22 protein-coding genes and 1 pseudogene are annotated in these 24,484 nt (G+C 59.2%); 14 read left to right on the forward strand and 9 right to left on the reverse strand.

All coding sequences use genetic code 11. The annotated features are described in order from the left end of the window. Positions 1 to 9: 9 nt before the first annotated feature. Positions 10 to 2,154, reverse strand: a complete 2,145-nt coding sequence (gene dinG / locus ACYZTR_RS21920; RefSeq protein WP_461973758.1) for an ATP-dependent DNA helicase DinG — start codon at positions 2,152 to 2,154, stop codon at positions 10 to 12. A gap of 98 nt (positions 2,155 to 2,252) precedes the next feature. Between dinG and ACYZTR_RS21925 the strand changes: the two genes are divergently transcribed. Beyond that, positions 2,253 to 2,711, forward strand: coding sequence for a CopD family protein (locus ACYZTR_RS21925; protein ID WP_461973760.1), 459 nt, complete (start codon positions 2,253 to 2,255; stop codon positions 2,709 to 2,711). A gap of 109 nt (positions 2,712 to 2,820) precedes the next feature. Here ACYZTR_RS21925 and ACYZTR_RS21930 read toward each other — a convergent pair whose 3' ends face one another. The 4 genes and pseudogenes from ACYZTR_RS21930 to ACYZTR_RS21945 all read right to left on the reverse strand — a co-directional run bounded on the left by ACYZTR_RS21930 (position 2,821) and on the right by ACYZTR_RS21945 (position 4,960). Beyond that, positions 2,821 to 3,579 (reverse strand): collagen-like protein, encoded by a 759-nt coding sequence (locus tag ACYZTR_RS21930; RefSeq protein WP_461973762.1) that lies wholly within the window; start codon positions 3,577 to 3,579, stop codon positions 2,821 to 2,823. Further along, complete coding sequence (locus tag ACYZTR_RS21935) at positions 3,572 to 3,850, reverse strand: DUF1145 domain-containing protein (protein ID WP_461973764.1); 279 nt, start codon at positions 3,848 to 3,850, stop codon at positions 3,572 to 3,574. The genes ACYZTR_RS21930 and ACYZTR_RS21935 overlap by 8 nt, the downstream gene beginning before the upstream one ends. Positions 3,851 to 3,998: 148 nt before the next feature. After that, positions 3,999 to 4,154: pseudogene (locus ACYZTR_RS21940) on the reverse strand (OmpA family protein); the annotation flags it as partial. Between the two features lie 110 nt (positions 4,155 to 4,264). Beyond that, on the reverse strand, positions 4,265 to 4,960 hold the full coding sequence (locus ACYZTR_RS21945; protein ID WP_461973766.1) for an OmpA family protein: 696 nt from the start codon (positions 4,958 to 4,960) through the stop codon (positions 4,265 to 4,267). A 189-nt stretch (positions 4,961 to 5,149) separates the two neighbouring features. On the opposite strand from ACYZTR_RS21945, the gene ACYZTR_RS21950 reads away from it, so the two are divergent. Next, positions 5,150 to 5,647, forward strand: coding sequence for a DUF6231 family protein (locus ACYZTR_RS21950; RefSeq protein WP_461973768.1), 498 nt, complete (start codon positions 5,150 to 5,152; stop codon positions 5,645 to 5,647). Between the two features lie 56 nt (positions 5,648 to 5,703). On the opposite strand, the gene ACYZTR_RS21955 is transcribed toward ACYZTR_RS21950, so the two are convergent. Both ACYZTR_RS21955 and ACYZTR_RS21960 read right to left on the reverse strand, forming a co-directional pair. After that, entirely contained in the window at positions 5,704 to 8,373 is a 2,670-nt protein-coding gene (locus ACYZTR_RS21955; protein ID WP_461973770.1) for an autotransporter family protein, read from the reverse strand. A 350-nt stretch (positions 8,374 to 8,723) separates the two neighbouring features. Further along, positions 8,724 to 9,815 (reverse strand): DUF3616 domain-containing protein, encoded by a 1,092-nt coding sequence (locus ACYZTR_RS21960; RefSeq protein ID WP_461973772.1) that lies wholly within the window; start codon positions 9,813 to 9,815, stop codon positions 8,724 to 8,726. A 346-nt stretch (positions 9,816 to 10,161) separates the two neighbouring features. Between ACYZTR_RS21960 and ACYZTR_RS21965 the strand changes: the two genes are divergently transcribed. After that, positions 10,162 to 10,842, forward strand: coding sequence for a polysaccharide lyase family 7 protein (locus ACYZTR_RS21965; protein WP_461973774.1), 681 nt, complete (start codon positions 10,162 to 10,164; stop codon positions 10,840 to 10,842). 288 nt (positions 10,843 to 11,130) lie between these two features. Here the strand turns inward: ACYZTR_RS21965 and ACYZTR_RS21970 are convergent, their stop codons facing one another. Next, positions 11,131 to 11,970 (reverse strand): alpha/beta fold hydrolase, encoded by an 840-nt coding sequence (locus tag ACYZTR_RS21970; protein WP_461973776.1) that lies wholly within the window; start codon positions 11,968 to 11,970, stop codon positions 11,131 to 11,133. Positions 11,971 to 12,464: 494 nt separating this feature from the next. Here ACYZTR_RS21970 and ACYZTR_RS21975 point away from each other — a divergent pair, with 494 nt between their 5' ends. Genes ACYZTR_RS21975 through ACYZTR_RS21985 form a run of 3 tightly spaced genes read left to right on the forward strand, consistent with a single transcriptional unit; the run spans position 12,465 to position 13,731 of the window. Next, positions 12,465 to 12,986 carry a YchJ family protein gene (locus ACYZTR_RS21975; RefSeq protein ID WP_461973778.1) on the forward strand — a complete coding sequence of 174 codons (522 nt, stop codon included), beginning with the start codon at positions 12,465 to 12,467 and terminating at the stop codon, positions 12,984 to 12,986. Between the two features lie 44 nt (positions 12,987 to 13,030). Beyond that, entirely contained in the window at positions 13,031 to 13,525 is a 495-nt protein-coding gene (locus tag ACYZTR_RS21980) for an LEA/WHy family protein (RefSeq protein ID WP_461973780.1), read from the forward strand. Next, on the forward strand, positions 13,522 to 13,731 hold the full coding sequence (locus ACYZTR_RS21985) for an SEC-C metal-binding domain-containing protein (RefSeq protein WP_007906737.1): 210 nt from the start codon (positions 13,522 to 13,524) through the stop codon (positions 13,729 to 13,731). Before ACYZTR_RS21980 ends, ACYZTR_RS21985 begins: the two co-directional genes overlap by 4 nt. A gap of 122 nt (positions 13,732 to 13,853) precedes the next feature. On the opposite strand, the gene ACYZTR_RS21990 is transcribed toward ACYZTR_RS21985, so the two are convergent. Then, positions 13,854 to 14,402 (reverse strand): cysteine hydrolase family protein, encoded by a 549-nt coding sequence (locus ACYZTR_RS21990; protein ID WP_461973783.1) that lies wholly within the window; start codon positions 14,400 to 14,402, stop codon positions 13,854 to 13,856. Between the two features lie 329 nt (positions 14,403 to 14,731). On the opposite strand from ACYZTR_RS21990, the gene ACYZTR_RS21995 reads away from it, so the two are divergent. The 8 genes from ACYZTR_RS21995 to ACYZTR_RS22030 all read left to right on the forward strand — a co-directional run bounded on the left by ACYZTR_RS21995 (position 14,732) and on the right by ACYZTR_RS22030 (position 24,445). Further along, positions 14,732 to 17,182 carry a penicillin acylase family protein gene (locus tag ACYZTR_RS21995; RefSeq protein ID WP_461973785.1) on the forward strand — a complete coding sequence of 817 codons (2,451 nt, stop codon included), beginning with the start codon at positions 14,732 to 14,734 and terminating at the stop codon, positions 17,180 to 17,182. Between the two features lie 137 nt (positions 17,183 to 17,319). Beyond that, positions 17,320 to 18,354: a ligase-associated DNA damage response exonuclease gene (locus ACYZTR_RS22000; RefSeq protein ID WP_461973787.1), complete on the forward strand. Its 1,035-nt coding sequence runs from the start codon at positions 17,320 to 17,322 to the stop codon at positions 18,352 to 18,354. Beyond that, positions 18,351 to 20,039 carry an ATP-dependent DNA ligase gene (locus tag ACYZTR_RS22005; RefSeq protein WP_461973789.1) on the forward strand — a complete coding sequence of 563 codons (1,689 nt, stop codon included), beginning with the start codon at positions 18,351 to 18,353 and terminating at the stop codon, positions 20,037 to 20,039. Before ACYZTR_RS22000 ends, ACYZTR_RS22005 begins: the two co-directional genes overlap by 4 nt. Before the next feature lie 205 nt (positions 20,040 to 20,244). Beyond that, positions 20,245 to 21,027: a transporter substrate-binding domain-containing protein gene (locus ACYZTR_RS22010; protein WP_449642644.1), complete on the forward strand. Its 783-nt coding sequence runs from the start codon at positions 20,245 to 20,247 to the stop codon at positions 21,025 to 21,027. Positions 21,028 to 21,083: 56 nt separating this feature from the next. Beyond that, on the forward strand, positions 21,084 to 21,812 hold the full coding sequence (locus tag ACYZTR_RS22015) for an ABC transporter permease (RefSeq protein WP_461973792.1): 729 nt from the start codon (positions 21,084 to 21,086) through the stop codon (positions 21,810 to 21,812). Continuing rightward, positions 21,809 to 22,519 (forward strand): ABC transporter permease, encoded by a 711-nt coding sequence (locus tag ACYZTR_RS22020; RefSeq protein ID WP_461973794.1) that lies wholly within the window; start codon positions 21,809 to 21,811, stop codon positions 22,517 to 22,519. The genes ACYZTR_RS22015 and ACYZTR_RS22020 overlap by 4 nt, the downstream gene beginning before the upstream one ends. 29 nt (positions 22,520 to 22,548) lie before the next feature. After that, on the forward strand, positions 22,549 to 23,667 hold the full coding sequence (locus tag ACYZTR_RS22025; protein ID WP_461973796.1) for a succinylglutamate desuccinylase/aspartoacylase family protein: 1,119 nt from the start codon (positions 22,549 to 22,551) through the stop codon (positions 23,665 to 23,667). Between the two features lie 13 nt (positions 23,668 to 23,680). After that, the gene (locus ACYZTR_RS22030) at positions 23,681 to 24,445 is read left to right on the forward strand and encodes an ABC transporter ATP-binding protein (protein WP_461973798.1); all 765 of its coding nucleotides are present in this window, start codon (positions 23,681 to 23,683) and stop codon (positions 24,443 to 24,445) included. The last annotated feature ends 39 nt before the right edge of the window (positions 24,446 to 24,484 follow it).

Below are 24,484 nucleotides of genomic sequence, written 5' to 3' on the forward strand. Positions count from 1 at the left end.
AGCCCTGTATCAGGAAATTTCACGACGGAAGGGAGGCAACGCATTGAGGATTGCCTTGCCGTAACGCTGGGTGACCAGACGTCGATCGAGCAACGTGATGGTGCCGCGGTCTTCTTCGGTGCGTAGCAAGCGACCGCAGGCCTGGACCAGCTTCAGCGAAGCATCCGGCACGGAGATTTCCATGAACGGATTGCCCCCCCGAGCCTCGATCCACTCGGCCAGGGCCGCTTCGACCGGATCGTCGGGCACCGAGAACGGAATCTTCGCGATGACCACGTGTTCGCAGTACGCACCGGGCAAGTCGACCCCTTCGGCAAAACTCGCCAGGCCGAACAACACACTGGAATCACCGCCATCGACCCGGGCCTTGTGCTTGTTCAGGGTTTCCTGTTTCGACAGGTTGCCTTGAATGAACACTTGCTTACGCCAGTCGCGATCAAGGCCGTCGAACACGTCCTGCATCTGTTTGCGCGAGGAGAACAGCACCAGGGTGCCGCGCGAACCTTCCACCAAGGCTGGCAGGTCGCGGATGATCGCTGCGGTGTGGGCCGGCGCATCACGCGGATCGGCCTTGAGGTCCGGCACCCGCAGCACGCCAGCGTCCGCATGATGGAACGGGCTCGGGACTACCGCGGTTACGGCTTTTTTCGGCAGGCCGGCACGCATGCGGAACCGGTCGAAGGTGCCGAGTGCCGTCAGGGTCGCCGAGGTCACCAGAGCGCCGTAGGCCACGTTCCACAAATTGCGACGGAGCATTTCCGCCGCGAGAATCGGGCTGGCATTGACCTCGATGTCGAACAGCGAACCGCTTTCGGCCAGGGTCAGCCAGCGAGCCATGGGCGGGTTGTCTTCCGGGTCTTCAGCGGTGAACGCGCCCCACAATTCCCAGTTGCCCGAAGAGCGTGACAACAGGCTGCCGAACAGCGGATACCACTCTTCAGCCTGGTTACTGGCGATGCCGATGTTGACCTCGCCGTCCATGCCTTCCTTGAGCAGTTCGGTCAGTCGGGTAAAAACATCGGTCAGACGGGCAAATCCCTTCTTCAGCTCGATGCCCATTTCGCGCATGTGCTCGTGAACGACCCCGCCGACGAAGCGATGACGTGGCCGCTCGCGACCTTCGACGTCTTCGCCGGGCTTGAAATCGGCGACCTGCTCGCAGGCGGTGAACATGAATTGCTGCTGGGTCTTGATCTCCCGCGCCAGTTCCGGAACTTGTTCGATCAACTTGCCCAGATCACCCGGCAGCGGGTGCTGGGCGAGTAATTTGGTGAGGTTCTTGGCGGTGGTTTCCAGCCAGTCGGCGGTGGAGCGAAGACGTGTGTAATGGGCGAAATGGCCGATGGCTTTATCCGGCAGGTGGTGGCCTTCGTCGAACACGTAGATCGTGTCGCGCGGGTCCGGCAGCACGGCCCCGCCGCCCAGCGCCAGGTCGGCCAGGACCATGTCGTGGTTGGTGACAATCACGTCGACCTTGCCCATGCCTTCGCGTGCCTTGTAGAAGGCGCACTGGCCGAAGTTCGGGCAATGACGGTTGGTGCACTGGCTGTGATCGGTGGTCAGGCGTGCCCAATCGGCATCTTCCAGTGCGGTCGACCAACTGTCGCGGTCGCCGTCCCACTTATTGCCGGCAAGTTTCTCGATCATGCTGGTGAACAGCTTCTGACTGGCCTCATCGACCTCGATCTTGAAGCCTTCTTCTTCGAACAACTGAGCCGTGGCGGTTTGCGCGTGACCTTCCTGAAGCAACATATCGAGCTTGGACAGGCACATGTAGCGCCCGCGCCCCTTGGCCAGGGCAAAGCTGAAATTCAGCCCGCTGTTGCGCATCAGGTCAGGCAAATCCTTGTAGACGATCTGCTCTTGCAGGGCCACGGTGGCCGTGGCAATCACCAGACGCTTGCCGGCGGCCTTCGCAGTGGGGATTGCAGCCAGGCTATAGGCCACGGTTTTACCGGTACCGGTGCCGGCTTCCACCGCGACAATCGCGGGGTCGCCACTGCGCCGGCCTTCGTCGTCGGTGTTGATGTCACCGAGGACCTTGGCAATTTCGGCGATCATCAGGCGTTGGCCGTAGCGCGGTTTGAGGCTCTTGGCTTCGAGAAACCGCGAGTAGGCGCCCTGGATCGTGGTTTTGAGTTCGGTGCTGATCATGATTGTCGGGCGCAAAAAACGCTGGATAAATTTTCAGTGGTTCGGATCGGCCGCTATCATACCCCGCTAATTAATCCTGCGCAGAACGGAGTACCTCAATGACACCTTTTGGCATCGTTTACACCCTGCATGTTCTGTCCGCCCTGGTCTGGGTCGGGGGCATGTTTTTCGCCTGGATGGTCCTGCGCCCCGCTGCGATGAAAGCCCTGGAAGGCCCTGCCCGGTTGAAACTGTGGGTTGAAGTGTTTCAAGGTTTTTTTCGCTGGGTCTGGGTGGCGGTGGTGCTGTTGCCGATCAGCGGTGTCGGCATGATCCATTTGCAATACGCCGGATTTGAAGCCGCGCCGCGCTATGTGCAGGTCATGATGGGGTTGTACGTGGTGATGACGGCGCTGTTTATCCGGATTCAGGCGTTGTTGTTGCCGGAGTTGCGCACGGCGGTGGCGGCGCAGGATTGGCCAATGGGTGCCTCGGTGCTGGGGAGGATTCGCAAGTTGGTGGGGATTAATCTGATTGTCGGGATGGGGCTGGTGGCGATTGCTGCGGCGCGGCCGTGATCGTTCCCACGCTCTGCGTGGGAATGCCTCAAGGGGGCTCCGCGTCCAGTGACGCGGAGCGTCACGGGCTGTATTCCCACGCAGAGCGAGGGAACAATCAGTTAAAGGGTTACAACCGCTGCACGGTTACCGAACCCGTCGCACCCGCTGACCCAGACTGGCCATCAACCCCAGGACGACCGCTTTTTCCGCCATCGGCCTTGTAGACGAAGCAGCCCTTGGCCTTGCCACCCGCTCCAGGCTTGCCGCCAGGCCCGGCCACACCACCGGCTCCACCGGCCACCTGAACCTTGATCTGTTCTGCCGGGTACGCGCGCGGCACTTCCAGCCTTACCAGCGCCCCCGGCGCTCCAGACTGACCATCGCTGCCATTACTGCCATCAGCACCGCGACCGGCCTGACCCCAGGTACAACCCGGCGCCTGACCGTTAGCCCCATCGAGACCGACGAAACCTGGTGCGCCCGCGCCACCGCGAGCGTCCACCCACAATTGCGACGCGTTCAGTGCCTTGATCTGCACATTCAGGTTACGCCCGGAGCGGGCCGCCTTGAGGTAAGTCCCCGGCGCACCGCGAGCAGTGATCTGGCTGCCTTCGGACAACTGCGCACGACTGACCTTCAGCTCAAGCGGCTGTTCGCTGGGTACGATGGCGATCCGCGCTTCACGGCCCAGACGCAATTCACCGACGGTGACCTCGGTCACATTCGAGGGAATCAACAACGTGCCGTAATCGGCCACTTCCAGGCGTTCCAGCTGCAAGGTGCTGGCGGTATTGGGCAAGCGCATCAAAGAGTTGCTTTCGACGCTCACCACCTGAGCGCAAGCCAATGGGCTGATGAGTGCGGCGAGCAGACAGAGTTTACGCATGGGAAGCCTTCGGTACGGTGGGAGCCGGGATGGTTTGCAGGTGGAAAACGCCGAAAAAGAGGATCTTCAGGCGATCACGCCAAGGGTGAGCGCGACCTCTGAGACTGCGGTAGCAGAACACCGCCTCCAGAAAATGGAGCAGTGCCAACAGGCTGCCAACCAGATCGACCAATAGATGCAGAGGATTGATAAGCGGCGCGAGCTGATTGACCAGCACCACCAGCCAGAACAGTAGGGTCAACAACTTCCCCAGCCCCCAAAACACGCTCATACGCTCCTCCGTTGCGAATTATTCTTTGCGAGCACAGTACCGGCTTCCACGCGGGATAAGCCAGAGGCCAACGGAAAATTCTTCATGGAGGCCGCCGAATGGCCACCGAACCGACCTCAATTGTCATCCGACGGCTCTATCACGGGGCTCAGCGATGAATGTGCAACTCCACCCGACGGTTCTTCGCCCGTCCTTCATCCGTTTCGTTTTCGGCCACCGGTTGACTTTCGCCCTGGCCCTCGCTGGTGACTTTGTTTGGCGCCAGGCCCTGACTCAACAGGTAGGCCACCACGCTACTGGCGCGGTCCGTGTGAGAACACTCATGGTGAAAGCTCCTGTGTTACCGGCCAATGCCGGTTACACAGGAGTAAAAACCCGCATCCGCGACTGCACAAGCCACGGAGTACGAGGGGCTTAGCGGTTGATTTTGATTTCCGTGCGGCGGTTCGACGAGCGGCCGTCATCGGTTTTGTTATCAGCGACCGGTTGGCTTTCACCGGCACCGGTGACAGATACGAAGCTGCTGCGTGGTACACCTTGGGAAATCAGGTATTCGACCACCGAGTGCGCACGACGGTCCGACAGTTTCTGGTTGTAGGCATCACTGCCCACGCTGTCGGTGTGACCGGTTACGGTCAACTGCGCGGTGCTCGATTCCTGTTTCAGGCGCGTGGCGATGGTGTTGAGTACATCTTTATCGGAAGGGGTAAGTGTGGCTTTGTCGAACTGGAAGTGAACATCGCGAATGACGATGACTTCTTCTTTAACCACGGCCGCTTCTTCGACCACTGGCGCAGGCACCGGTGGAGGGCAGCCGTCGGCATCGACCTGCACGCCTCTAGGTGTACCCGGGCACTTGTCGCGGCTATCCGGCACGCCATCGCCGTCTTCGTCGCCATCACCGTGAACCCAGCAATAGGCCGCAGCCAAGCCGCCGATGGCCAGCGCACCATACCCCGCCCATGACGTGCTTTCAGTGGCACCAAGACCGGCACCCACAACACCACCGACCGCCGCACAGGTCGGCCAGTCGGTTTTCTGCAAACCTGCGCAACCAGTCAACACACTGGTTAGCAGAACCAAGGGTAATGCTGTGCGAACTATGCTCATAGTTTTCTCCTGAGGGGATCGGCTTAGGACCGATTCAGGAAGTAAAGACCCGAGTTTTAATCTCCGCCAGCAATAGGCCATTGCAGTTTTGTCCCGTGTTCACGGTAGATAGACGCTTTTGGGAGAAACCACCTCTAGGCCCGGTCCCTTGAGCAGGCTAGTCTTGGCAGCTCTGATTGAGGATCTTCGATGATTGCAGGTATTTCTTCGCGCACGCCCCAACAGGCGTTGGCCGCTTTGCTTGATCGTTACGCCCCCGCGCGCCTGTTGCTGATTGGCGCCAGCGAATTCCCCGCGCTTGAGGCCTTCAAGCGGGCGCACCCGGACACCTGTGTTGCACACGCGGCACCCGGGGCGTTGCCTGCCGAATTGGCCGCGCGCCGGTTTGACCTGGCGCTGGTGGTCGATTGCCTCGAGCATTTGCCCAAGCGCGATGGCCTGAACTTGCTTGGCGGAATCCGTAACCTCAACGCCAGTCGCATCGCGGTGCTGGCGGATTTGCCGGCCAGCGGCTGGCAGGAGACCGATTTTTTCTCCCTGGCCCTGCAAGCGAGCGAACGTTTCCAGCGCGACGATCAAGTGCTGACCCTGTTCACCTATGACCTGCTTGACTACAAACAAGTACCTGACTGGCTCAACTCACGCTTTTGGGCCAATCCGGAAAACTTCGGGAAATATTGGTGGTAACGCAATAATCTGACACCTTGCAAACGTTAGATTCCCACTGTTTTAGCAGTAGCCCACTACCAGCTCATTCTGAGCCCCAAGTTGCCACTGATACCCTCCAGTTCATTGGTGTCCAGGTGGGTGCTGTAATCGACACTCCCATACACGCTAACGCTAGAAGAAAGTTTGGCGACAATCCCCGCGCCGACGTCCGCCGAAGAGGATTTGTGCTCGCTCTTGATGCGGTCGACGCCGTTGTAGGTGACCGTGTCGTAACCGTTAAAGGTGCGCCAAGCGTTGGCCCTCAAATAGGGCTCAAACGGAATGTTGTGCGCCACATATCGGCCTTTGAGGCGGGCGCCGAGTCGGCCAGTCCAGTAGTCCTGTGAGTCAAATGACACGTCGGAAATACCGTCGTTCTGGTCATCCAGATCGATACGTTGGTTAATCACCTGCGCCTGGGGTTCAATCACCCAGTTTTCCGACACGGGAATGGGGTAACCCACTTCCAGCGACAAGGCGGCGGCATGCCCTTCGGTGTCCATTTTCACCCCACGCTCGGAGCGGTTGTCGCCGTCCAGACTGGACCACATCGCTACGGAATCAACGTACCAGCCGGCGGGGTCAGTCAATGTCCAGTAGCCACCAACGTGATCACCGTCGAGTTTCACCCGGCCTGAGCGGCGGTCGTGAAAGCCTTCGGCAAAACCATCGATATCGCCTTGCAGGTGACTGTGGCCGACAAACAAGCCAAAGCGTTGCACCTGTCCTTCGCCGGTTTGCGAGGCGTACAGGTCATGACCTATCTGGAAACCCTGGAGCGAACCGTCGAAGCTCGGTGCCACAGTGCCGGACCAGCTCTTTTGCAGGTTACTGCCATAGACGCGGCCCCAGCCTGCGGGAACAGCACTGGTTTCGGTGAGCAGACTTTGTTCGCCCTGTCTCTCGTGGAAAGTGCCCAGTGCTTGCAGGGTCATCAATTGAGCGGCGGGAATTACCACGGAGTACACCGGCACTTCCAGGCGATACAACGGAATCGGGTCTGCGCCGGCCACCGCTGTAGGAATCGGTGGTGTGGTGGCGGCCGGTAGAGGGGAAGTCTGCGCGGCGATCTGCGTGGGTGCAGGGTCGGCTGGCTCGGCGGGGGCGACAGGTCGAGCGGTTGGCGGTTCGACCGCGGGCTCATCCGGGTCCACCACCGGCGCAGGTTGCACCATGGGTGGCGGCGCTAGCGGCACTATAGGTGGTGGTGTCACGACTGGCGGGACGGAGGGCGGCGGCACTGCGACGACAGATGAACGCAGGTACCAGTTGTTCTCGGAGCCGGCCGTGACGCCTCCCTTGAACAGGTAGTACTCATAGGCCCCGGCCGATAACGAACTTTTCAATGCGAAGGCATCGCTGCTGCTGGTGGCGCCGTTTCGCGCTTGCACCACTTCGATGCCGTTCTGCTGGGTCAAACTGCCCAGCCCACTCAGGTTGGTCACGCCCAATTGGGTATTGCCGGTGATGCTGCCCTGGGATACCACCAGTTTGTCGCTGGCCGAGCTATCGTCACCTAGCACGGTTTGCAGCAGCAATTGCCCGTTATTGCCGAAGTAGTTGCCGTGGACCGTCAAGGAGTCGGTAGCGTTGTTGCTGCCGCTGATCATGTCGATGACGCCGGCGTTGTTCAGAGTTGCCGACTGGCCTGCAGTAAAGGGGCGGATGCTGCCTCGGGTTACAGCCAGGCTGCTGCTGCCATCAATCGAAAAGACTCCGGTTCCGGTCGCGCTGTCCCCTAGGAAAAGATCCCCAGAAAGATCGAAGTGCGAGTTGTTCGTGAGGTTGAGGCTTTCCCAGCCGAGGTACCGGGCGGCATTCGCCGAAGTGGTGTTGTCGACGTTCAACTGGTCGGTGCCCAAGCCGCCGTCGATAGAAGGCGTGAGGCTCAACAGGCTTTCATTCAGGCCACGGAGCAGCGCCGTATCGTTGCCGTCGCCCATTAGCACCGCTGATTTGATTAAGCCGCCATTGATCCAGGTGAACTGGTCATTGCCGACGCTGGCGCGGATCTCGCCGGATATCACCCCGCCGCTGACTGTGATGCTGTCTTCCCCACCACTGACACTGATATTGCCGCCAATGTTGCCTCCAGAGACGATAATTGCATCGTTGCCGAACCCGACGACCAGATTGCCGAGAATCGAACCGCCGGACATGTCAAAGATATTGTCATCCAGCTTCATGTCGACTCGGCCGATAGTCCCGGCGGTCACTTTGGCCACATCACCGTCTTCATACGCACCGACGATGGTGCCGCCCGTCATCAGAAAGGTATCCCGCCCATCGCCCTGCGCCAGGGACTGGATTTGCCCGCCGCTCATGACGAAATCATCGATGCCATTGCCTTGTGATACCGCTCCGGTGACCGTTCCGGCGCTGATTTGAAAGCGGTCGGCACCGTCGCTCAGGGTGATGGCGCCGAGTATGCGACCGGAGTTCATGTCGATCAGGTCTGTACCGGCACCAAAATTAACATTACCGGCTATGGTTCCAGAGCCGCCGGACGGAAAAACAAGGCTATTGTTGCCGAGTAGATCGCTGAGGCTTCCAGCATGGGTGCCACCGTCACAGACGTAAGAAGTGTTACCTGCCCCAGCGTTCAGGGAGCATGCGGCCTGACTTTGTTGTGCTGCCAGACTTAGTAGCGATAAGGCTCCCACTCGAACGAGTTCATTTTTTCCGATACGAAGCACAGAATGCATAGGGATCGACTCTTATTGAGTGACACAATTTGACTCTGCAGCTATGTCTAGTCCAAGGATTCAAGACCTACAAGCGAAGTGTGTGTTTAGAATTTGCCCTGGTAAGTTTTCGGGCTGCCCATGAATGCCACGTTATGAGAGGACTAGACAGCCGTATATGGACTCCTCCTCATTGCAAGCCCCTTTTCTTTGGCGCCCGTGCCGACTGCACACGTTTAAAGGCAACGCCGAGCCATTTCACCGCGATGAAGACCGACTCGAACTGCAGGGCCAGTGCTGCAAGTCCGAGGGTGGCGACCAGCAGCCCAGGCAAACTGATCTACAGGCCGCGTTGACGTCGATGTGCGTGGCTAATCCAGGATGAACAGGTCCCCTTCCACATCCGTATCGCCGTGTTTACGACTCTGCGCCGCAGAGTCGTAGACGATCATCAGAACCTCCCCAGGCTGCTCGCCCGATTGGAACAGACACATGCCCTCAGCGTGATCGTTGCCTTGCCCGAAAGGCACCTCCAGCACCTTCTCCAATTGATCGGTGAAGACCACGCTTTCCTCGTCGGACGCGAAACCGCCGCGCCAGCGGAAGACCGTTACCGGACCGTCCTGCTCCATGGTGGGGCCCGCCAGGATCAGCAGTTCGTCACCGCGGGTGCACAGGTCACGCAAGCCCAAGCCATTGAGCGCGAAGAAGTGCTTGCGGTAGCGGCGCCCATCCGGACCGATCTTCTTCAGCACCAGCGTGTCAGACGAGGCGTCGTTCAGCTCGGGTTCGATCTCCAACAACACGGCCCAGCCGCGTAGAACCGGTCCACGCAGCCCCAGCAGAAGGCGCGAGCCGATCATCACCAACCCTTCGATATCGAAGCCGTTGTCCTTACCCGGGATACGCAGGAAGTCGCGTAGCTGAGGATCTTCAGCAATGGCCGCGGTCAGGTCGTTACCGACTTCGTTGCCCTGCAGCTGCGCCGCTGTACGTCCATCGGCATCCACTTTCCTGGCGAGTACATAGCTGTTGTTCTGCTGCACCACAGGGATGCGGGCCAGCAGAAAACGATTGCCGTCCGCCTCTACCGTCGACAGGCGCTTGATATTCTTCTGTGCAGAAGTGCCGGCCTCGGACTTCTTGCGCTTCAGGCTATGGGAACCCACCACCCAGAGGTAACCACTGTCACGGCCATAGGCCAAGCCCTCGATATCGATCTCGGCGTCTTGTTTCGGTAGGGGCAGATCCAGATATTCCAGGAGCGGAAACGATTGGTGCTCGTCGCACCTTACGACGCCGCCGGGCGCAGCATCCTGGATTTTCAGGCGTTCCAGGCTCGTGGTTTCGTCGTTCGCCACCCAGAGTGTGTCGTCAATTTGCTGAGCGGCCGAAAGGCCATCGCGCAACGACGCAAACGCCGGATCAAAGCTCAACAGCGCAAAATTGCTTCGGTGGCTCATGAGCGGTCTCCTGTCTTTATGGCGCGGCGCGCCGGTTATTCAAAACCGGATTCTGCGCGTGTTCTTCGTCCAGTGCATGCACTCGTCCTAGCCGACCCGTCCACTGATGGCTCAGGTCCCTTCGCTGCAGCTCCGAAGCAAACCGGATTAGTTCCATCAACTTCCAAAATAGCCGACTAACGGTGCCCCCCGTAGGCACAAAGCCTGCAATAACCATCTCGACGAACATTTGACGTCAATCTACCGCCATACGGATTTCCTAGTCAGCAGACCCAATTGACACAGCTATAGCGTCGGTTCGAGCGCAACTGTGGCCGCAACATTCCCCGCATACAGGATTATTGACATGATCGACCTCGCCACCTGGAATTTAAGCATCCCTGAAGGCAGCCCACCGGCCACCATAGAAACGCCTCGACTGGCGCAAGGCTTCAAGGACCAGTATTTCAGTTCTGAAGCCGCTACCCTTTCCTTCTGGGCACCTGTGACCGGTTCCAGGACAGCCAACGCTGTTTACCCGCGCAGCGAGTTGCGGGAAACCTATAGCGATGGAACGCTGCGCAACTGGCAGTATTCAGCGGCGGACAACAAACTGCGGGCGAGTCTGGCCGTCAATCAGGTACCCAGCACCGGCAAGATCGTGATTGGTCAGATTCACAACAAGGACAGCAACAGCCCCATGGTGAAGCTGGAATACCAGTACAAAACGTCGGCTTCGACGGGGAACATTGTCGCCAAGGTGCGCATGCGTCCCGACGATAAAGAGGGCCAGGTCATCACCATTGCGACGGGTGTGCCGCTCAACCGCAATTTTTCCTACCAGATCCACCTCAGCCCGAAGGGCGCGCTGGGCATCAGCGCAGCAGGATACAACTGGAGAACCACCATCGACCCGAGTTGGAAGACCAAGCCACTGTATTTCAAAGCGGGTGCGTATGTGCAGGACAACACCGGCTATCCCACCGAGGGCGGAAAAGTGACGTTCAGGATGCTGGAGATCCAACACAACATTTCGTCGCTTCTTTAGGTCACTACCGTTGGCACGCCGATCCGAAGGGTGAAGACTTTAGTAAACTTCCTCGTCGATCGGCTACCAAGTGGCTAGCTGTCAGTGAACTCAACCGCGCGAGCCAAAAGCAGTCGTTTGAGACTGGCTAATGGGTGCCCCCTTTTCCCTATGGGACTTACGTTGGGGCTCGTGAACACCGCTTTTTCGGCCGTTTTTGCGTTGTCTTGCCTGCCTCGCCTACGGTTTTCAACGGCCTGCTAGCGGGCTTGCACGACCTTGGGCAAGCCCATTAGCAAGCATCAGCGATCAATTCCGCTCGGATTGCAGCAGGCGTGGCTTAAACATGCCGTTGGCGATCATCGGCGCGGGCTCTTCATCGCCGTGATGCTGGCAGAGGAATTCGCGTATCGCTTCGGCGGTTCGCCTGGCGCTGGTCACCACGAAAAAATGCCCCTCGCCCTGCAGGACGTGCAGTTCGGCACGGCGAATGGTGCGGCGCAGGATGTGCGCGTTGTACAGCCGCACCAGGGTGTCGCGTTCGCCGGTGAGGATCAGCGTGCGCTGGCGCAGTCGGAACAGCCGCAGCAGGCTGGTCCAGCCGACCAAGGCGGTGAGCTGGTGGTAATAGGTTCGCGGGTTGACCGTGAGCATGCCGTTCACCACACCGAAGCGCAGCAGCGTCTGTATCGAATTGCGCGAGCCTTCTTGCTTGCGCGGTTTGGCACTTTTGCTCCTGCCAAAAAAATCCAGGATGTCGGCGGGATTCACCAGCATCGCCGGGCCGGCCGAGGTCGCCGCGAGGATCAGCCGGCGCACCATGCTCGGGTAACGCAGGGCGAATTCTTGCGCCAACGCACCGCCCCAACTCACGCCGAACACATCGACCTGGTCGATTCCCAATTGCTTGAGCATCTCGGCGATCAGGTCGGCATGGCGCGGCAGACGCATCGGCCAGCGGGGCATTTGCGATTTGCCGACTCCGGGCACGTCCAACGTAATGGTCCTGTAGTCCACCAGTTCATCGCGCAGGGGATCGAAGGTACGGATCAAACCACCCAGGCCGTTGAGCAAGAGCAGCGGTGAGCCTTGGCCGCGGATTGAAACGCTCAACTGCAAGTCTTTAATGGTTAATGTGTGCGTTGTCATGGTTTCCCCCTTGACCTACCCGCTGTTAAGACAGCGTCTGGCGTTTGCGTTGCAAAAAAGGGTGACATTTGTTGGCATGGCTCTGCGAATCATCTAGATATCGTCGATTGGCTCCGCGCGGTTTAAAAGTACCGTTGGGCTGGGCATCTGCGCGGCGCGGGTCATACGGCCTATGGCTTTGAACGACCTCGATCTGCGAGAGTTGGTGGGGCGTCTCTGCGAGGCCGAGTTGGTAAGTCGGGGATTGTCTGCTGTACTTGCGCCCTTTTTGGCAAGGTGCACAGCGAAGTTTTTAGCTTACTGAGCGCTATCACCGTCCTCGTTGACTTCCTGAAATCGCGTGCCCTCCCACCGTCATAGACTAACCTCCACCTCTGACGAACGCTCAAATGAGAGGGTTGCCATGGGATTGCAATGAGGCATATTGGCAGTCACTCACTCGTTCCATGCGTACAAAATACTTAAAAAAGTTAGATTAGGTAAGTGACTGATTTATGGAATCTAAAACACATGTAACTGTTAACAAGGCTCCGGAAGCAGTTAGTACATCCATTTGCCCCTGCGGCAGCGGCACCCTGCTGGATGCCTGCTGCGGTCATTACCATGCCGGCCATCCGGCGCCTTGTGCCGAAGCCTTGATGCGTTCGCGCTACAGCGCCTATGTGTTGGGGCTGATCGATTACCTCGTGACAACCACCCTGCCCGCGCAACAGGCCGGCCTCGATCGACAGTCCATCAGCGACTGGAGCGCCCAAAGCACCTGGCTGGGCCTTGAAGTGGAAAGCTCGGAGGTCTTCGGCGGTCAGCCGGAACACGCCTTCGTGACCTTCACCGCGCGCTGGCACGATGGCAGCGGTGAACACAGCCACCGCGAGCGCTCGTCGTTCGTGCAGAACGCCGGCCACTGGTACTTCATCGACCCCACCGTACAACTCAAGTCCGGACGCAATGATGCGTGCCCTTGCGCCAGCGGACAGAAATTCAAAAAATGTTGTGCGGGTTATTTCGGCAGTTGAGGTAATCGCAAGAGACTAGACTGGGCATCAAAGGGAGTCACTCCATGCTCAGTCAACGGCGCGTCTTTCAAACCCTCACCTTGCTCCTGTTTCTGGGGCTCGGCGGCTGCGCGTCCTGGTTCGGCGACGATCTGCCGGAGCCGCAGGTGCATCTGGTCAAGGTCGAAGTGGTCCAGGCCAAGTTGATGCAGCAACGATTCCTCCTGCACTTTCGCGTCGACAACCCCAACGACGGTGACCTGACGGTGCGGGGCATCGAGTACCGCATTCACTTGGGCGACATGCTGCTGACCGAGGGCGAGCACGAGCATTGGTTCACGGTCGGTCCCAAGCGCAGTGCCTACTTTAAAGTGCCGATCCGCACCAATCTGTGGCCCAAGGTCCGGGATCTGGTGAAAATGCTGAAAAAACCCGACCAGCCCATCCCCTATCGCCTGGAAGGTGAATTGGAAACCGGTTTATTCATCGCCCACTACGTGCACCTGGCGCGTAATGGCGTGATAATCCCCGCCGATTTAATTCCGGAGCAAAACCGATGACCCAGCAACCCCATGTCCATGGCCCTGACTGCAACCACGATCATGACCATCACGACCACCATGATCACGACCACGGCCATGTTCACGGTCCGAACTGCGGCCACGCCCACCAGGAACCGGTGCGCAACGCCCTGAAAGACGTCGGTCGCAACGACCCTTGCCCCTGCGGCAACGGCAAGAAATTCAAGAAGTGCCACGGCGCATAACGTACTGACGCACTGCTCTGCGTAGGAGCGAGCGGTGCGCGATCCGACGACTTGCCCGCGAAGAACGATGACGCGGTATGCCTGAATGTCCGAAGCGCCCTTTTCGCTGGCAAGCCTCGCTCCTACAAAATCTGCACGGTGCTCACGACCGTCGCATATTCGCCCTGCAAATTACCCAGCGACATCGCATGCACTTCCTCGGCTGTATGGGCGTTGCCGAAGTAATCAGCCTTGTCGAAGGTAAAACACGCGTCCTCCGCCACCCACGCATCAAACCCCAGGTTCCCGGCCGTTCGCGCCGTGGATTCCACCGAGTTGTTAGTCGCCACGCCAACAATCACCAGTTGATCAATCCCAGCCTCGCGCAAACTCGCCTCCAAACTGGTCGAACAAAACGCATCCGGGACCTGCTTTTGTATGAGCTGCTCGCCGGTTCGTGGCTGGAACCGCACCTGAAACTCCACCCCGGACTGCTCCGGCCAGAACACCGATTCCGGCGACCGGGACAGGTGCTGCACGTGAATCACCGGTCGCCCGGTTCGCCGCCAATGCGTTAGCAAATCGAGGATTCGCTCCTCGGCCCGAGGATTATTTCGGCGACCCAGTTTGGGATGCAGGATGCCTTTTTGTTGATCAATGATGATCAGCGCCGCGTTCGTTTTGAGCTCCATGCCGGTTTTTCTCATGCTGGGTCAGTGAATTTCACGCACTTCAGCATCACCTCCTTTTACAGGCAAGCTATCGAATGCAAACAGGACGAATCCTGAAAAACGACGCAGTCCCCTGTGGCGAGGGGGCTTGCCCCCGTCGGACCGCGTAGCGGTCCGAAACCACCACCGATGAAGAAATAACCCCGCCGCCGCTTGCGCGCCCACCTCCTGCTCACTAACGTAGCGCCTTTAATGTGCCCGGCCTCGGAAGTCCGTTCAACTTTTGACGCCGTCAAAAGTGAACAGCGACGTTCGAGGCCGGGCACCACTACCCCCGCAGGAGCTTTGCCATGGCCTCGCCAGCCCTTATACATTTCCTTCCCCGGTTCGGCGTTGCCGCAGCAGTGGCCAGTGTTTTAAGCCTGACCGGTTGTCAGACCTGGAACACCCAGGACACCCTCCCGTCGACCACCGGCGTGCAGCCGCTCAAGGGCCTGGCGCAGAACGTTTCGGTACGCCGCAATGCCATGGGCATGCCGCTGATCGAAAGCAACACCTTCCACGACGCGCTGTTCACCCTGGGTTATGTCCACGCCATCGACCGCATCACGCAAATGGTCACCCTGCGCCTATTGGCTCAGGGCCGTTTGTCGGAGATGTCCGGTCCGGACCTGCTGGACGCTGACCGCTACATGCGCGCCGTCAACCTGAAGAAAAGTGCCGGCGAGCTGTACAAGGCGTCTTCGCCGCGCCTCAAACGTTTCTTCGAAGTCTATGCGCGCGGGGTCAACGCCTACCTGTTCCGCTACCGCGACAAGTTGCCAGCAGACCTCGCAGCCACTGGTTACAAGCCTGAATACTGGAAGCCGGAAGACTCAGCGCTGATTTTCTGCCTGCTGAACTTCAGCCAGTCGGCCAATCTACCGGAAGAGATTGCCTCGCTGATGCTGGCCCAGACCGTCAGCACCGACAAACTCCCGTGGCTGACGCCGTCTGCCCCCGATGAAAAGCTGCCGCTGGCCGAAGCTGAAAAACTTCAGGGCATCAAGCTCAACGGGCAAATCCCAGGCCTGGCCGACATCAGCAAAGCCACGAGCCAACTGTCCGATCTGAATCTACTGGGCGCCACCTCGTCGAACAACTGGGCGATTGGCCCGCAACGCAGCCGCAGCGGCAAAAGCTTGCTGGCCAGCGACAGCCATGGGCCACTGGGCGTGCCGTCGTTGTTCAGTTACGTACAGATTCGCTCGCCGAAATACCAGGCTTCTGGTGTGTCGATTGCCGGTTTGCCAATGGTGCTCGGCGGTTTCAACGGCAAAGTGGCGTGGAGCATGACCACCGTCATGGGCGACAACCAGGACCTGTTCCTGGAAAAAATCAAACGCCAGGGCAACGGACTTTCCTACGAGGTGGGCGGCAAATGGCAGCCGGCGATCGTGCGTAACGAAACCTACTTCGTCAAAGGCCAGCGGCCGATTCGCGAAGTGGTGTACGAAACCCGTCACGGCCCGCTGCTCAACAGTGCCCAAGGCATGACGCTGGCTAACGGTTTCGGCCTGGCCTTGCAGACGCCAAACTTCACCGACGACAAGACACTGGACGCGTTTTTCGACCTGTCCCGGGCGCAGAGTGTCGAGAAAGCCTCGGACGCCAGCCGTGAAATCCGCGCCATTGCGCTGAACCTGGTATTTGCCGACGCCAGCAACATCGGCTGGCAGGTCACCGGTCGCTACCCCAACCGTCGCGAAGGTGAAGGCCTGATGCCGTCGCCGGGCTGGGAAGGTCGTTACGATTGGGACGGTTACGCCGACCCGATGCTCCATCCCTATGACCAGGATCCGGCCCAAGGCTGGCTCGGCACAGCCAACCAGCGAGTCATTCCCCATGGCTACGGCATGCAACTGTCCAACTCCTGGTCAGCGCCGGAACGTGGCGAACGCATGGCCGAACTGGCGGGTGTGGGCAAACACGACACACGCAGCGTGATCGCCATGCAATACGATCAGACCACCACCTTCGCCGCCAAGCTGAAGAAAATGTTTGCAGCACCGGGCATGTCCCAGCCGCTCAAGCAGGCCATCGAAGCGTTGCCTGAGGCGGATCGCGGCAAGGCGCGCGAGGCGTATACCCGCCTGATGGCCTTCGACGGCAAACTCAGCCCGACCTCCGCCGATGCAGCGATTTATGAGCTGTTCCTGCAGCAAAGTACCCAACAGATTTTCCTCGATGAACTGGGTCCGGAAAGCAGCCCGGCGTGGAAAGCCTTTATCGCCAACGGCAAGTTGTCCTACGCGGCCCAGGCCGATCACTTGCTGGGGCGTGAGGACAGTCCGTTCTGGGATGACGCTCGCACACCGCAGAAAGAAGACAAACCGGCGATCCTCGCCCGCAGTCTGGCGGCGGCGATCAGCGCTGGCGACAGTCAGTTGGGCGGCGATCACAAAGCCTGGCAGTGGGGCAAACTGCACCGCTATGAATGGAAGAATGCCAGTGGCCAGACCGTGCGCGGTCCATTCGCGGCGGGTGGCGATCACACCACGCTCAATACCTCCGCGTTCGCCTGGGGTCAGGATTTCAACACGACCCTGGCGCCGGCCATGCGCTTTATCGTCGACTTCGGCCAGGCCGAACCGCTGATGGGCCAGAACGGCACCGGCCAGTCCGGTAACCCGGCCAGCCCGAACTACCTCAACAGCATTGATCCATGGCTGAAGGGGCAATACATGAGCTTGCCGATGCAGCCGCAGAATTTTGACAAGGTGTATGGTAAGACGCGGTTGACGCTGACACCGGGCAAGTAATCCCTTTCGCGACTGATTGTGACTGATCGTTCCCACGCTCCGCGTGGGAACGATCGGTTAGCGGTTCTGAAACCAATAGAACTTCTCGCCTCGCGCCACCCTCATAGCTAACAAGTCCCTCCATTTTTGGTAACAACATGGACCTTGTTATCGCGCGTCCTGAAGGTTTGTACTGCCCCGCCGGCGATTTCTATATCGACCCGTGGCGGCCAGTCGAGCGTTCAGTCATCACCCATGCTCACGGCGACCATGCCCGTACCGGTAACCAGCATTATCTGGCGGCCGCTCCCGGCGAAGGGATTTTGCGTGCGCGATTGGGTCAGGATATCAACCTGCAAACCCTGCCTTACGGTCAACCTCTGACTCATCAAGGCGTGACCCTGAGCTTTCACCCCGCCGGCCATGTGCTTGGCTCAGCCCAGGTGCGGCTGGAATACGGCGGTGAAGTCTGGGTCGCCTCGGGCGATTACAAGATCGAGCCCGACGGCACCTGTGCGCCGTTCGAACCCGTGCGCTGCGATACCTTCATCACTGAATCGACCTTCGGCCTGCCAATTTATCGCTGGCAACCACAGGCGCAGGTGTTTGCGGAGATCAATCAGTGGTGGCGGGCCAATGCCGCCGCCGACAAAACCAGCGTGCTGTTCTGCTATTCCTTCGGCAAGGCCCAGCGCATTCTCCACGGCATCGACGCCAGCCTCGGCCCCATTCTGGTGCATGGCGCTGTGGAACCACTGAACCGGGTGTATCGCGAGAGCGGTATTTACCTACCGCCAACGATCTATGCCGGCGAGGTCAAAAAGAGCGATCCGATGATGCGCAAAGCCTTGGTCATCGCCCCACCTTCTGCTGGCGGCAGTACCTGGATGCGCCGATTCGGCGACTACAGCGACGGCTTCGCCAGCGGCTGGATGCGCTTGCGTGGCACACGGCGACGGCGCGGCGTGGACCGTGGCTTCGTACTGTCTGACCACGCCGACTGGCCGGGTCTGCTCTGGGCCATCGAACAGACCGGGGCGCAACGGGTCATGGTGACCCATGGTTCGGTGGGTGTACTGGTGCGCCATCTGCGCGAACAGGGTCTGGACGCCCAGAGTTTCAGCACCGAGTACGGCGACGATGAGGAAGAAAATGCAGCCGTCGAACCTGCAAGTGCCGAGGTGCTGCCATGAAGGCCTTCGCCGAGTTATACGCCGAACTCGACGCCACAACATCGAGCAACGCCAAACTCGCGGCGATGCAACACTACTTCGCCAAAGCCGCGCCGGAAGATGCCGCATGGGCTGTTTATTTTTTGTCGGGCGGGCGACCTCGACAACTGGTGCCGGTGCGCATCCTGCGAGAGCTGGCGGTAGCGTACTCCGGCCTCTCGCCGTGGCTGTTTGAAGAGAGTTATCAGGCCGTCGGCGATCTCGCGGAAACCATCTCACTGGTATTGCCCGAAGCGCTGCACAGCTCCAACGATGGTTTGGCGGTTTGGATTGAAGACAAACTGCTGCCACTGCGCGGTGAAACCCCGCAAGTCCTCGCCGAGCGACTGCCAGCCCTGTGGTCGCAACTGGACCGCCAGAGCCTGATGCTCTGCATCAAACTGATCACCGGGAGTTTGCGCGTCGGCGTATCCAAGTTGTTGGTAACCCGTGCCTTGGCGGCCATGGCCGGGCTCGACAGCAAACGAGTGGCCCAACGACTGGTGGGTTACACCGACCTGTCCCACCGCCCGAGTGCGCCCGGTTACTTGAAGCTGATCGCCGCTGAATCAACTGACGAACATGCGCAACGCGGTGGTCAGCCCTACCCGTTTTTTCTCGCCCACGCGCTATCGCAACCCGTTGAACAATTCGAAGCCCTGCTTGGCCCCGCCAGCCACTGGCAAGTGGAATGGAAGTGGGACGGCATCCGCGCGCAGGTCGTCAAACGCGACGGGCGGCTGTGGATCTGGTCGCGAGGTGAAGAGCTGGTCACCGAGCGTTTTCCCGAACTCGATAGTCTGGTTCACTGCTTGCCCGATGGCACCGTGATCGACGGTGAAATCGTTGCTTGGAAAGCCGCACAACCCACCACCGAGGACGCCTTCAACCCTCATTCCCCAGCCTTACCCGCGGTAAAACCTTTCGCTCTGCTGCAACAGCGGATCGGCCGTAAAACCCTGGACAAAAAAATTCTCGAAGCAGTGCCGGTGGTCGTTCTCGCCTACGACCTGCTGGAATGGCAAGGCGAAGACTGGCGCAACCAGCCTCAGGCCACGCGTCGCACTCAGCTGGAACAGGTGGTTAAAACCTGCGCTAACCCGGTGCTGCAGCCCTCCCCTGTGCTCAATGGCGAAGACTGGTTCGAGCTCGCCCGACAACGGGAAGCCTCCCGCAGTCTTGGTGTCGAAGGCATGATGCTCAAAGCCCGGGATGCGCTGTATGGCGTCGGGCGGACCAAGGACATGGGCGTCTGGTGGAAATGGAAAGTCGACCCGTTCATCGTTGACGCGGTGCTGATCTATGCGCAACGCGGCCATGGTCGCCGGGCCAGTCTCTACAGCGATTACACCTTCGCGGTGTGGGACGGACCGCCTGAGGCGAGCAAACGCACACTGGTGCCGTTCGCCAAGGCTTATTCAGGGCTGACCGACGAAGAAATGCGTCAGGTCGACAGCATCGTGCGCAAGACCACCGTAGAGAAATTCGGGCCGGTGAGCAGTGTGACGCCGAGCCTGGTGTTTGAACTGGGATTTGAGGGTATCGCCCTGTCCAAACGACACAAGAGCGGGATTGCGGTGCGGTTTCCGAGGATGTTGCGCTGGCGGCGGGATAAGTCGGTTGAAGAGGCTGACAATCTTGGGACGTTGCAGGATTTACTCAGCTGACGATCAGGTTATGCTCCACGCCAGTGCATCAAATGTTCAACGCCCGTCTTCGTGCACAAATCCCTCCTTGCCATTTCTTGAATCACCTTTTAAAACACTTGTTCGGGACTCTGGTTCGGAAATTGCTACTTTCAGTAGGTCTTACGCTTTCCAGTAACAATAATTCTGCGCCACAAGCGCTCTATTGGTTTTTAGGGATTGAATAATGAAAAAAGCATTGCTGACCCTTTCTGCACTGGCGTTGTGCATGGCTGCCGGCTCCGCGCTGGCCAAGGAATACAAAGAACTGCGTTTTGGCGTTGACCCTTCTTACGCTCCGTTCGAGTCCAAAGCAGCTGACGGTAACCTGGTGGGCTTCGATATCGATCTGGGTAACGCGATCTGCGCCGAGCTGAAGGTCAAGTGCAAATGGGTCGAAAGCGATTTCGACGGCATGATTCCGGGCCTGAAGGCCAATAAATTCGACGGTGTGATCTCTTCGATGACCGTCACCCCGGCCCGCGAAAAAGTCATCGACTTCTCCAGCGAGCTGTTCTCCGGCCCAACCGCTTACGTGTTTAAGAAAGGTTCCGGCCTGACCGAAGATGTGGCTTCGCTGAAGGGCAAGACCGTCGGCTACGAGCAAGGCACCATTCAGGAAGCGTACGCCAAAGCTGTTCTGGACAAGGCGGGCGTGAAAACCCAGGCCTATCAGAACCAGGATCAGGTGTATTCCGACCTGATGTCCGGCCGTCTCGACGCGGCGATCCAGGACATGCTGCAAGCTGAACTGGGGTTTTTGAAGTCGCCTAAAGGCGAGGGCTACGAAGTCAGCAAGCCGGTTGACAGCGAATTGTTGCCGGCCAAAACAGCGATCGGTATCTCTAAAGGTAACAAAGACCTCAAGGCACTTTTGGATAAAGGTATCAAAGCGTTACACGACGATGGCACCTACGCCACCATTCAAAAGAAACACTTTGGCGATCTGAATCTGTACAGCGGCAAATAATGCGCGGCGCCCATCTCACGATGGGCGCTTTTTTTATCCGATCAGGTTGCTGATTTATGTTCGAAAACCTCTTACAAAATCTGGGGCTCTCAGCCTTCAGCCTCAAGGGCTTCGGTCCGTTGCTGATGGAAGGCACCTGGATGACCATCAAATTATCGGCGTTGTCGCTGCTGGTGGCCGTATTGCTCGGCCTGCTTGGCGCCACAGCCAAACTGTCAAAAGTTAAACTGGTACGTGTTCCGGCCCAGCTCTACACCACGCTGATTCGCGGTGTACCGGATCTGGTATTGATGCTGTTGATTTTCTACAGCCTGCAAACCTGGTTGACGTCGTTTACCGATTTCATGGAATGGGAATACATTGAGATCAACCCGTTCAGCGCCGGGGTCATCACCCTGGGCTTCATTTATGGCGCGTATTTCACCGAAACCTTCCGCGGGGCGATCCTCGCCGTGCCTCGGGGTCAGGTCGAAGCCGCCACCGCTTATGGCCTCAAACGCGGCCAGCGTTTTCGTATCGTGGTGTTCCCGCAGATGATGCGTTTCGCCCTGCCGGGCATCGGTAACAACTGGATGGTGATGCTCAAGGCCACCGCGCTTGTCTCGATCATCGGCCTTGCCGACCTGGTCAAGGCTGCGCAGGATGCCGGTAAAAGCACCTATCAACTGTTTTACTTCCTGGTGCTTGCCGCGCTGATTTACCTGCTGATCACCAGCGCCTCAAACTTCGTCCTGCGCTGGCTCGAACGCCGTTACGCCGCCGGTTCCCGGGAGGCCGTACGATGATCGAACTCTTGCAGGAATACTGGAAACCCTTCCTTTATACCGACGGCTATAACATCACCGGCCTGGCCATGACCCTGTGGCTGCTCAGTGCGTCGATCTTCATCGGTTTTCTGGTGTCGATTCCGCTCTCCATCGCCCGCGTTTCGCCGCACTTCTACATCCGCGGGCCAGTGCAGTTCTACACCTACCTGTTCCGCGGTACGCCGCTGTATATCCAGCTACTGATTTGCTACACCGGTATCTACAGCCTGGCCGCCGTGCGCGCCCAGCCAGTGCTTGATGCGTTCTTTCGCGATGCGATGAATTGCACCATCCTGGCCTTCGCCCTGAATACCTGCGCCTACACCACGGAGATTTTCGCCGGGGCAATTCGCAGCATGGCCCATGGTGAAGTCGAAGCGGCCAAGGCTTACGGTCTGACAGGCTGGAAGCTTTATGCCTACGTGATCATGCCTTCGGCCCTGCGTCGCTCGTTGCCTTATTACAGCAACGAAGTGATTTTGATGCTGCACTCGACCACCGTGGCGTTCACCGCGACCATCCCGGACATATTGAAAGTCGCGCGGGATGCCAACTCGGCGACCTTCCTGACCTTCCAGTCGTTTGGCACCGCCGCGCTGATCTACCTGACCGTTACCTTTGCGCTGGTCGGCCTGTTCCGCCTCGCCGAACGCCGATGGCTGGCCTTCCTAGGGCCGACCCACTAGGACCCGCTTTCAGGAATAAAGAGACGAACATGCGCCACCAGATTCATGACCTGCTGGCCCCACTGCCGGGGACCGCACGACAGATTCACAGTTTCCACTTCGGCCCTGAGTCGGCCAAAGGCAAGATCTACATCCAGTCGTCCCTGCACGCCGATGAAATGCCCGGCATGCTGGTGGCCTGGCACCTCAAGCAACGCCTGGCGGAGCTGGAAGTCGCCGGCCGTCTGCGCAGCGAAATCGTGCTGGTGCCAATAGCCAACCCGGTCGGCCTCGAACAAGTGCTGATGGATGTGCCGCTGGGCCGTTACGAACTCGAAAGTGGGCAGAACTTCAATCGCTGGTTCGTCGATTTGAGCGAAGCCGTCGGCAACGAGATCGAAGGCCAACTTGGCGACGATCCGCAGCTCAACCTCCAACTGATTCGCAGCTGCCTGCGCAATGCCCTCGCTCAGCAGACTGCCAGCACGCAACTGCAATCCCAGCGCCTGGCCCTGCAACGGCTGGCCTGCGATGCCGATATGGTGCTGGACCTGCATTGCGATTTCGAAGCGGTCGCTCACCTTTACACCACGCCCGAGGCCTGGCCGCAGGTTGAGCCGCTGGCGCGGTACATCGGGGCTGAAGCCAGTCTGCTGGCCACCGATTCCGGCGGTCAGTCGTTCGACGAATGCTTCACCCTGCTCTGGTGGCAGTTGAAGGAGCGCTTCGGCGAACACTTCGACATTCCGTTGGGCAGTTTTTCGGTCACCGTTGAATTGCGCGGTCAGGGCGACGTCAATCACCCGTTGGCCAGCCTCGATTGCCAGGCGCTGATCGATTACCTGATGCACTTCGGCGCCATTGCTGGCGAACCCGCGTCGCTGCCTGAGCTGCCCTACCCGGCGACACCGCTGGCCGGCGTTGAACCGGTGGCAACAGCGGTCGGCGGGTTGCTGGTGTTCACCGCGCTTCCAGGGGAATACCTCGAAGCCGGGCAACTGATCGCCGAAATCATCGACCCGATCACTGATCGCGTCACCCCCGTTCATTGCACCGCCGCCGGCCTGATGTACGCCCGCTCGCTACGGCGCATGGCCACTGCCGGCATGGTGATCGCGCACGTCGCGGGCACCGAGGCCTATCGCAGCGGCTACCTACTTTCGCCTTGAGGATGCATGCCCCATGTACAAACTGACCATCGAAGGCCTGCATAAAAGCTATGGCGATCATCATGTGCTCAAAGGCGTTTCACTCAAGGCCAACACCGGCGACGTCATCAGCCTGATCGGCGCCAGCGGCTCGGGCAAAAGTACCTTCCTGCGTTGCATCAACTTTCTCGAACAGCCCAACGATGGCGCAATGAGCCTGGACGGCCAGAACATCCGCATGATCAAGGATCGCCACGGCATGCACGTGGCTGACGCCGATGAACTGCAACGGATCCGCACCCGCCTGGCCATGGTGTTCCAGCACTTCAACTTGTGGAGCCACATGACCGTGCTGGAAAACATCACTATGGCCCCGCGAAGGGTGCTGGGTTGCAGTAAGAAAGAGGCCGAAGACCGTGCCCGACGTTACCTCGACAAGGTCGGGCTGGCAGCGCGGGTGGCCGATCAGTACCCGGCGTTCCTCTCCGGCGGTCAGCAGCAACGGGTCGCCATTGCCCGCGCATTGGCCATGGAACCGGAAGTCATGCTGTTCGACGAACCGACCTCCGCACTCGACCCGGAACTGGTGGGCGAAGTGCTCAAAGTGATCCAGGGCCTGGCCGAAGAAGGCCGGACCATGATCATGGTGACTCACGAAATGAGCTTCGCCCGCAAAGTGTCGAGTCAAGTGTTGTTCCTGCACCAAGGGTTGGTAGAGGAAGAAGGTGCACCGGACGACGTGTTGGGCAATCCGAAAAGTGAGCGGCTAAAGCAGTTCCTGAGCGGTAATCTCAAGTAAAACTAATCCCGTGCCGGCGTGGTCACTGAAAGAGGACTT

The sequence above is a fragment of the Pseudomonas sp. Hz4 genome, assembly GCF_054898165.1.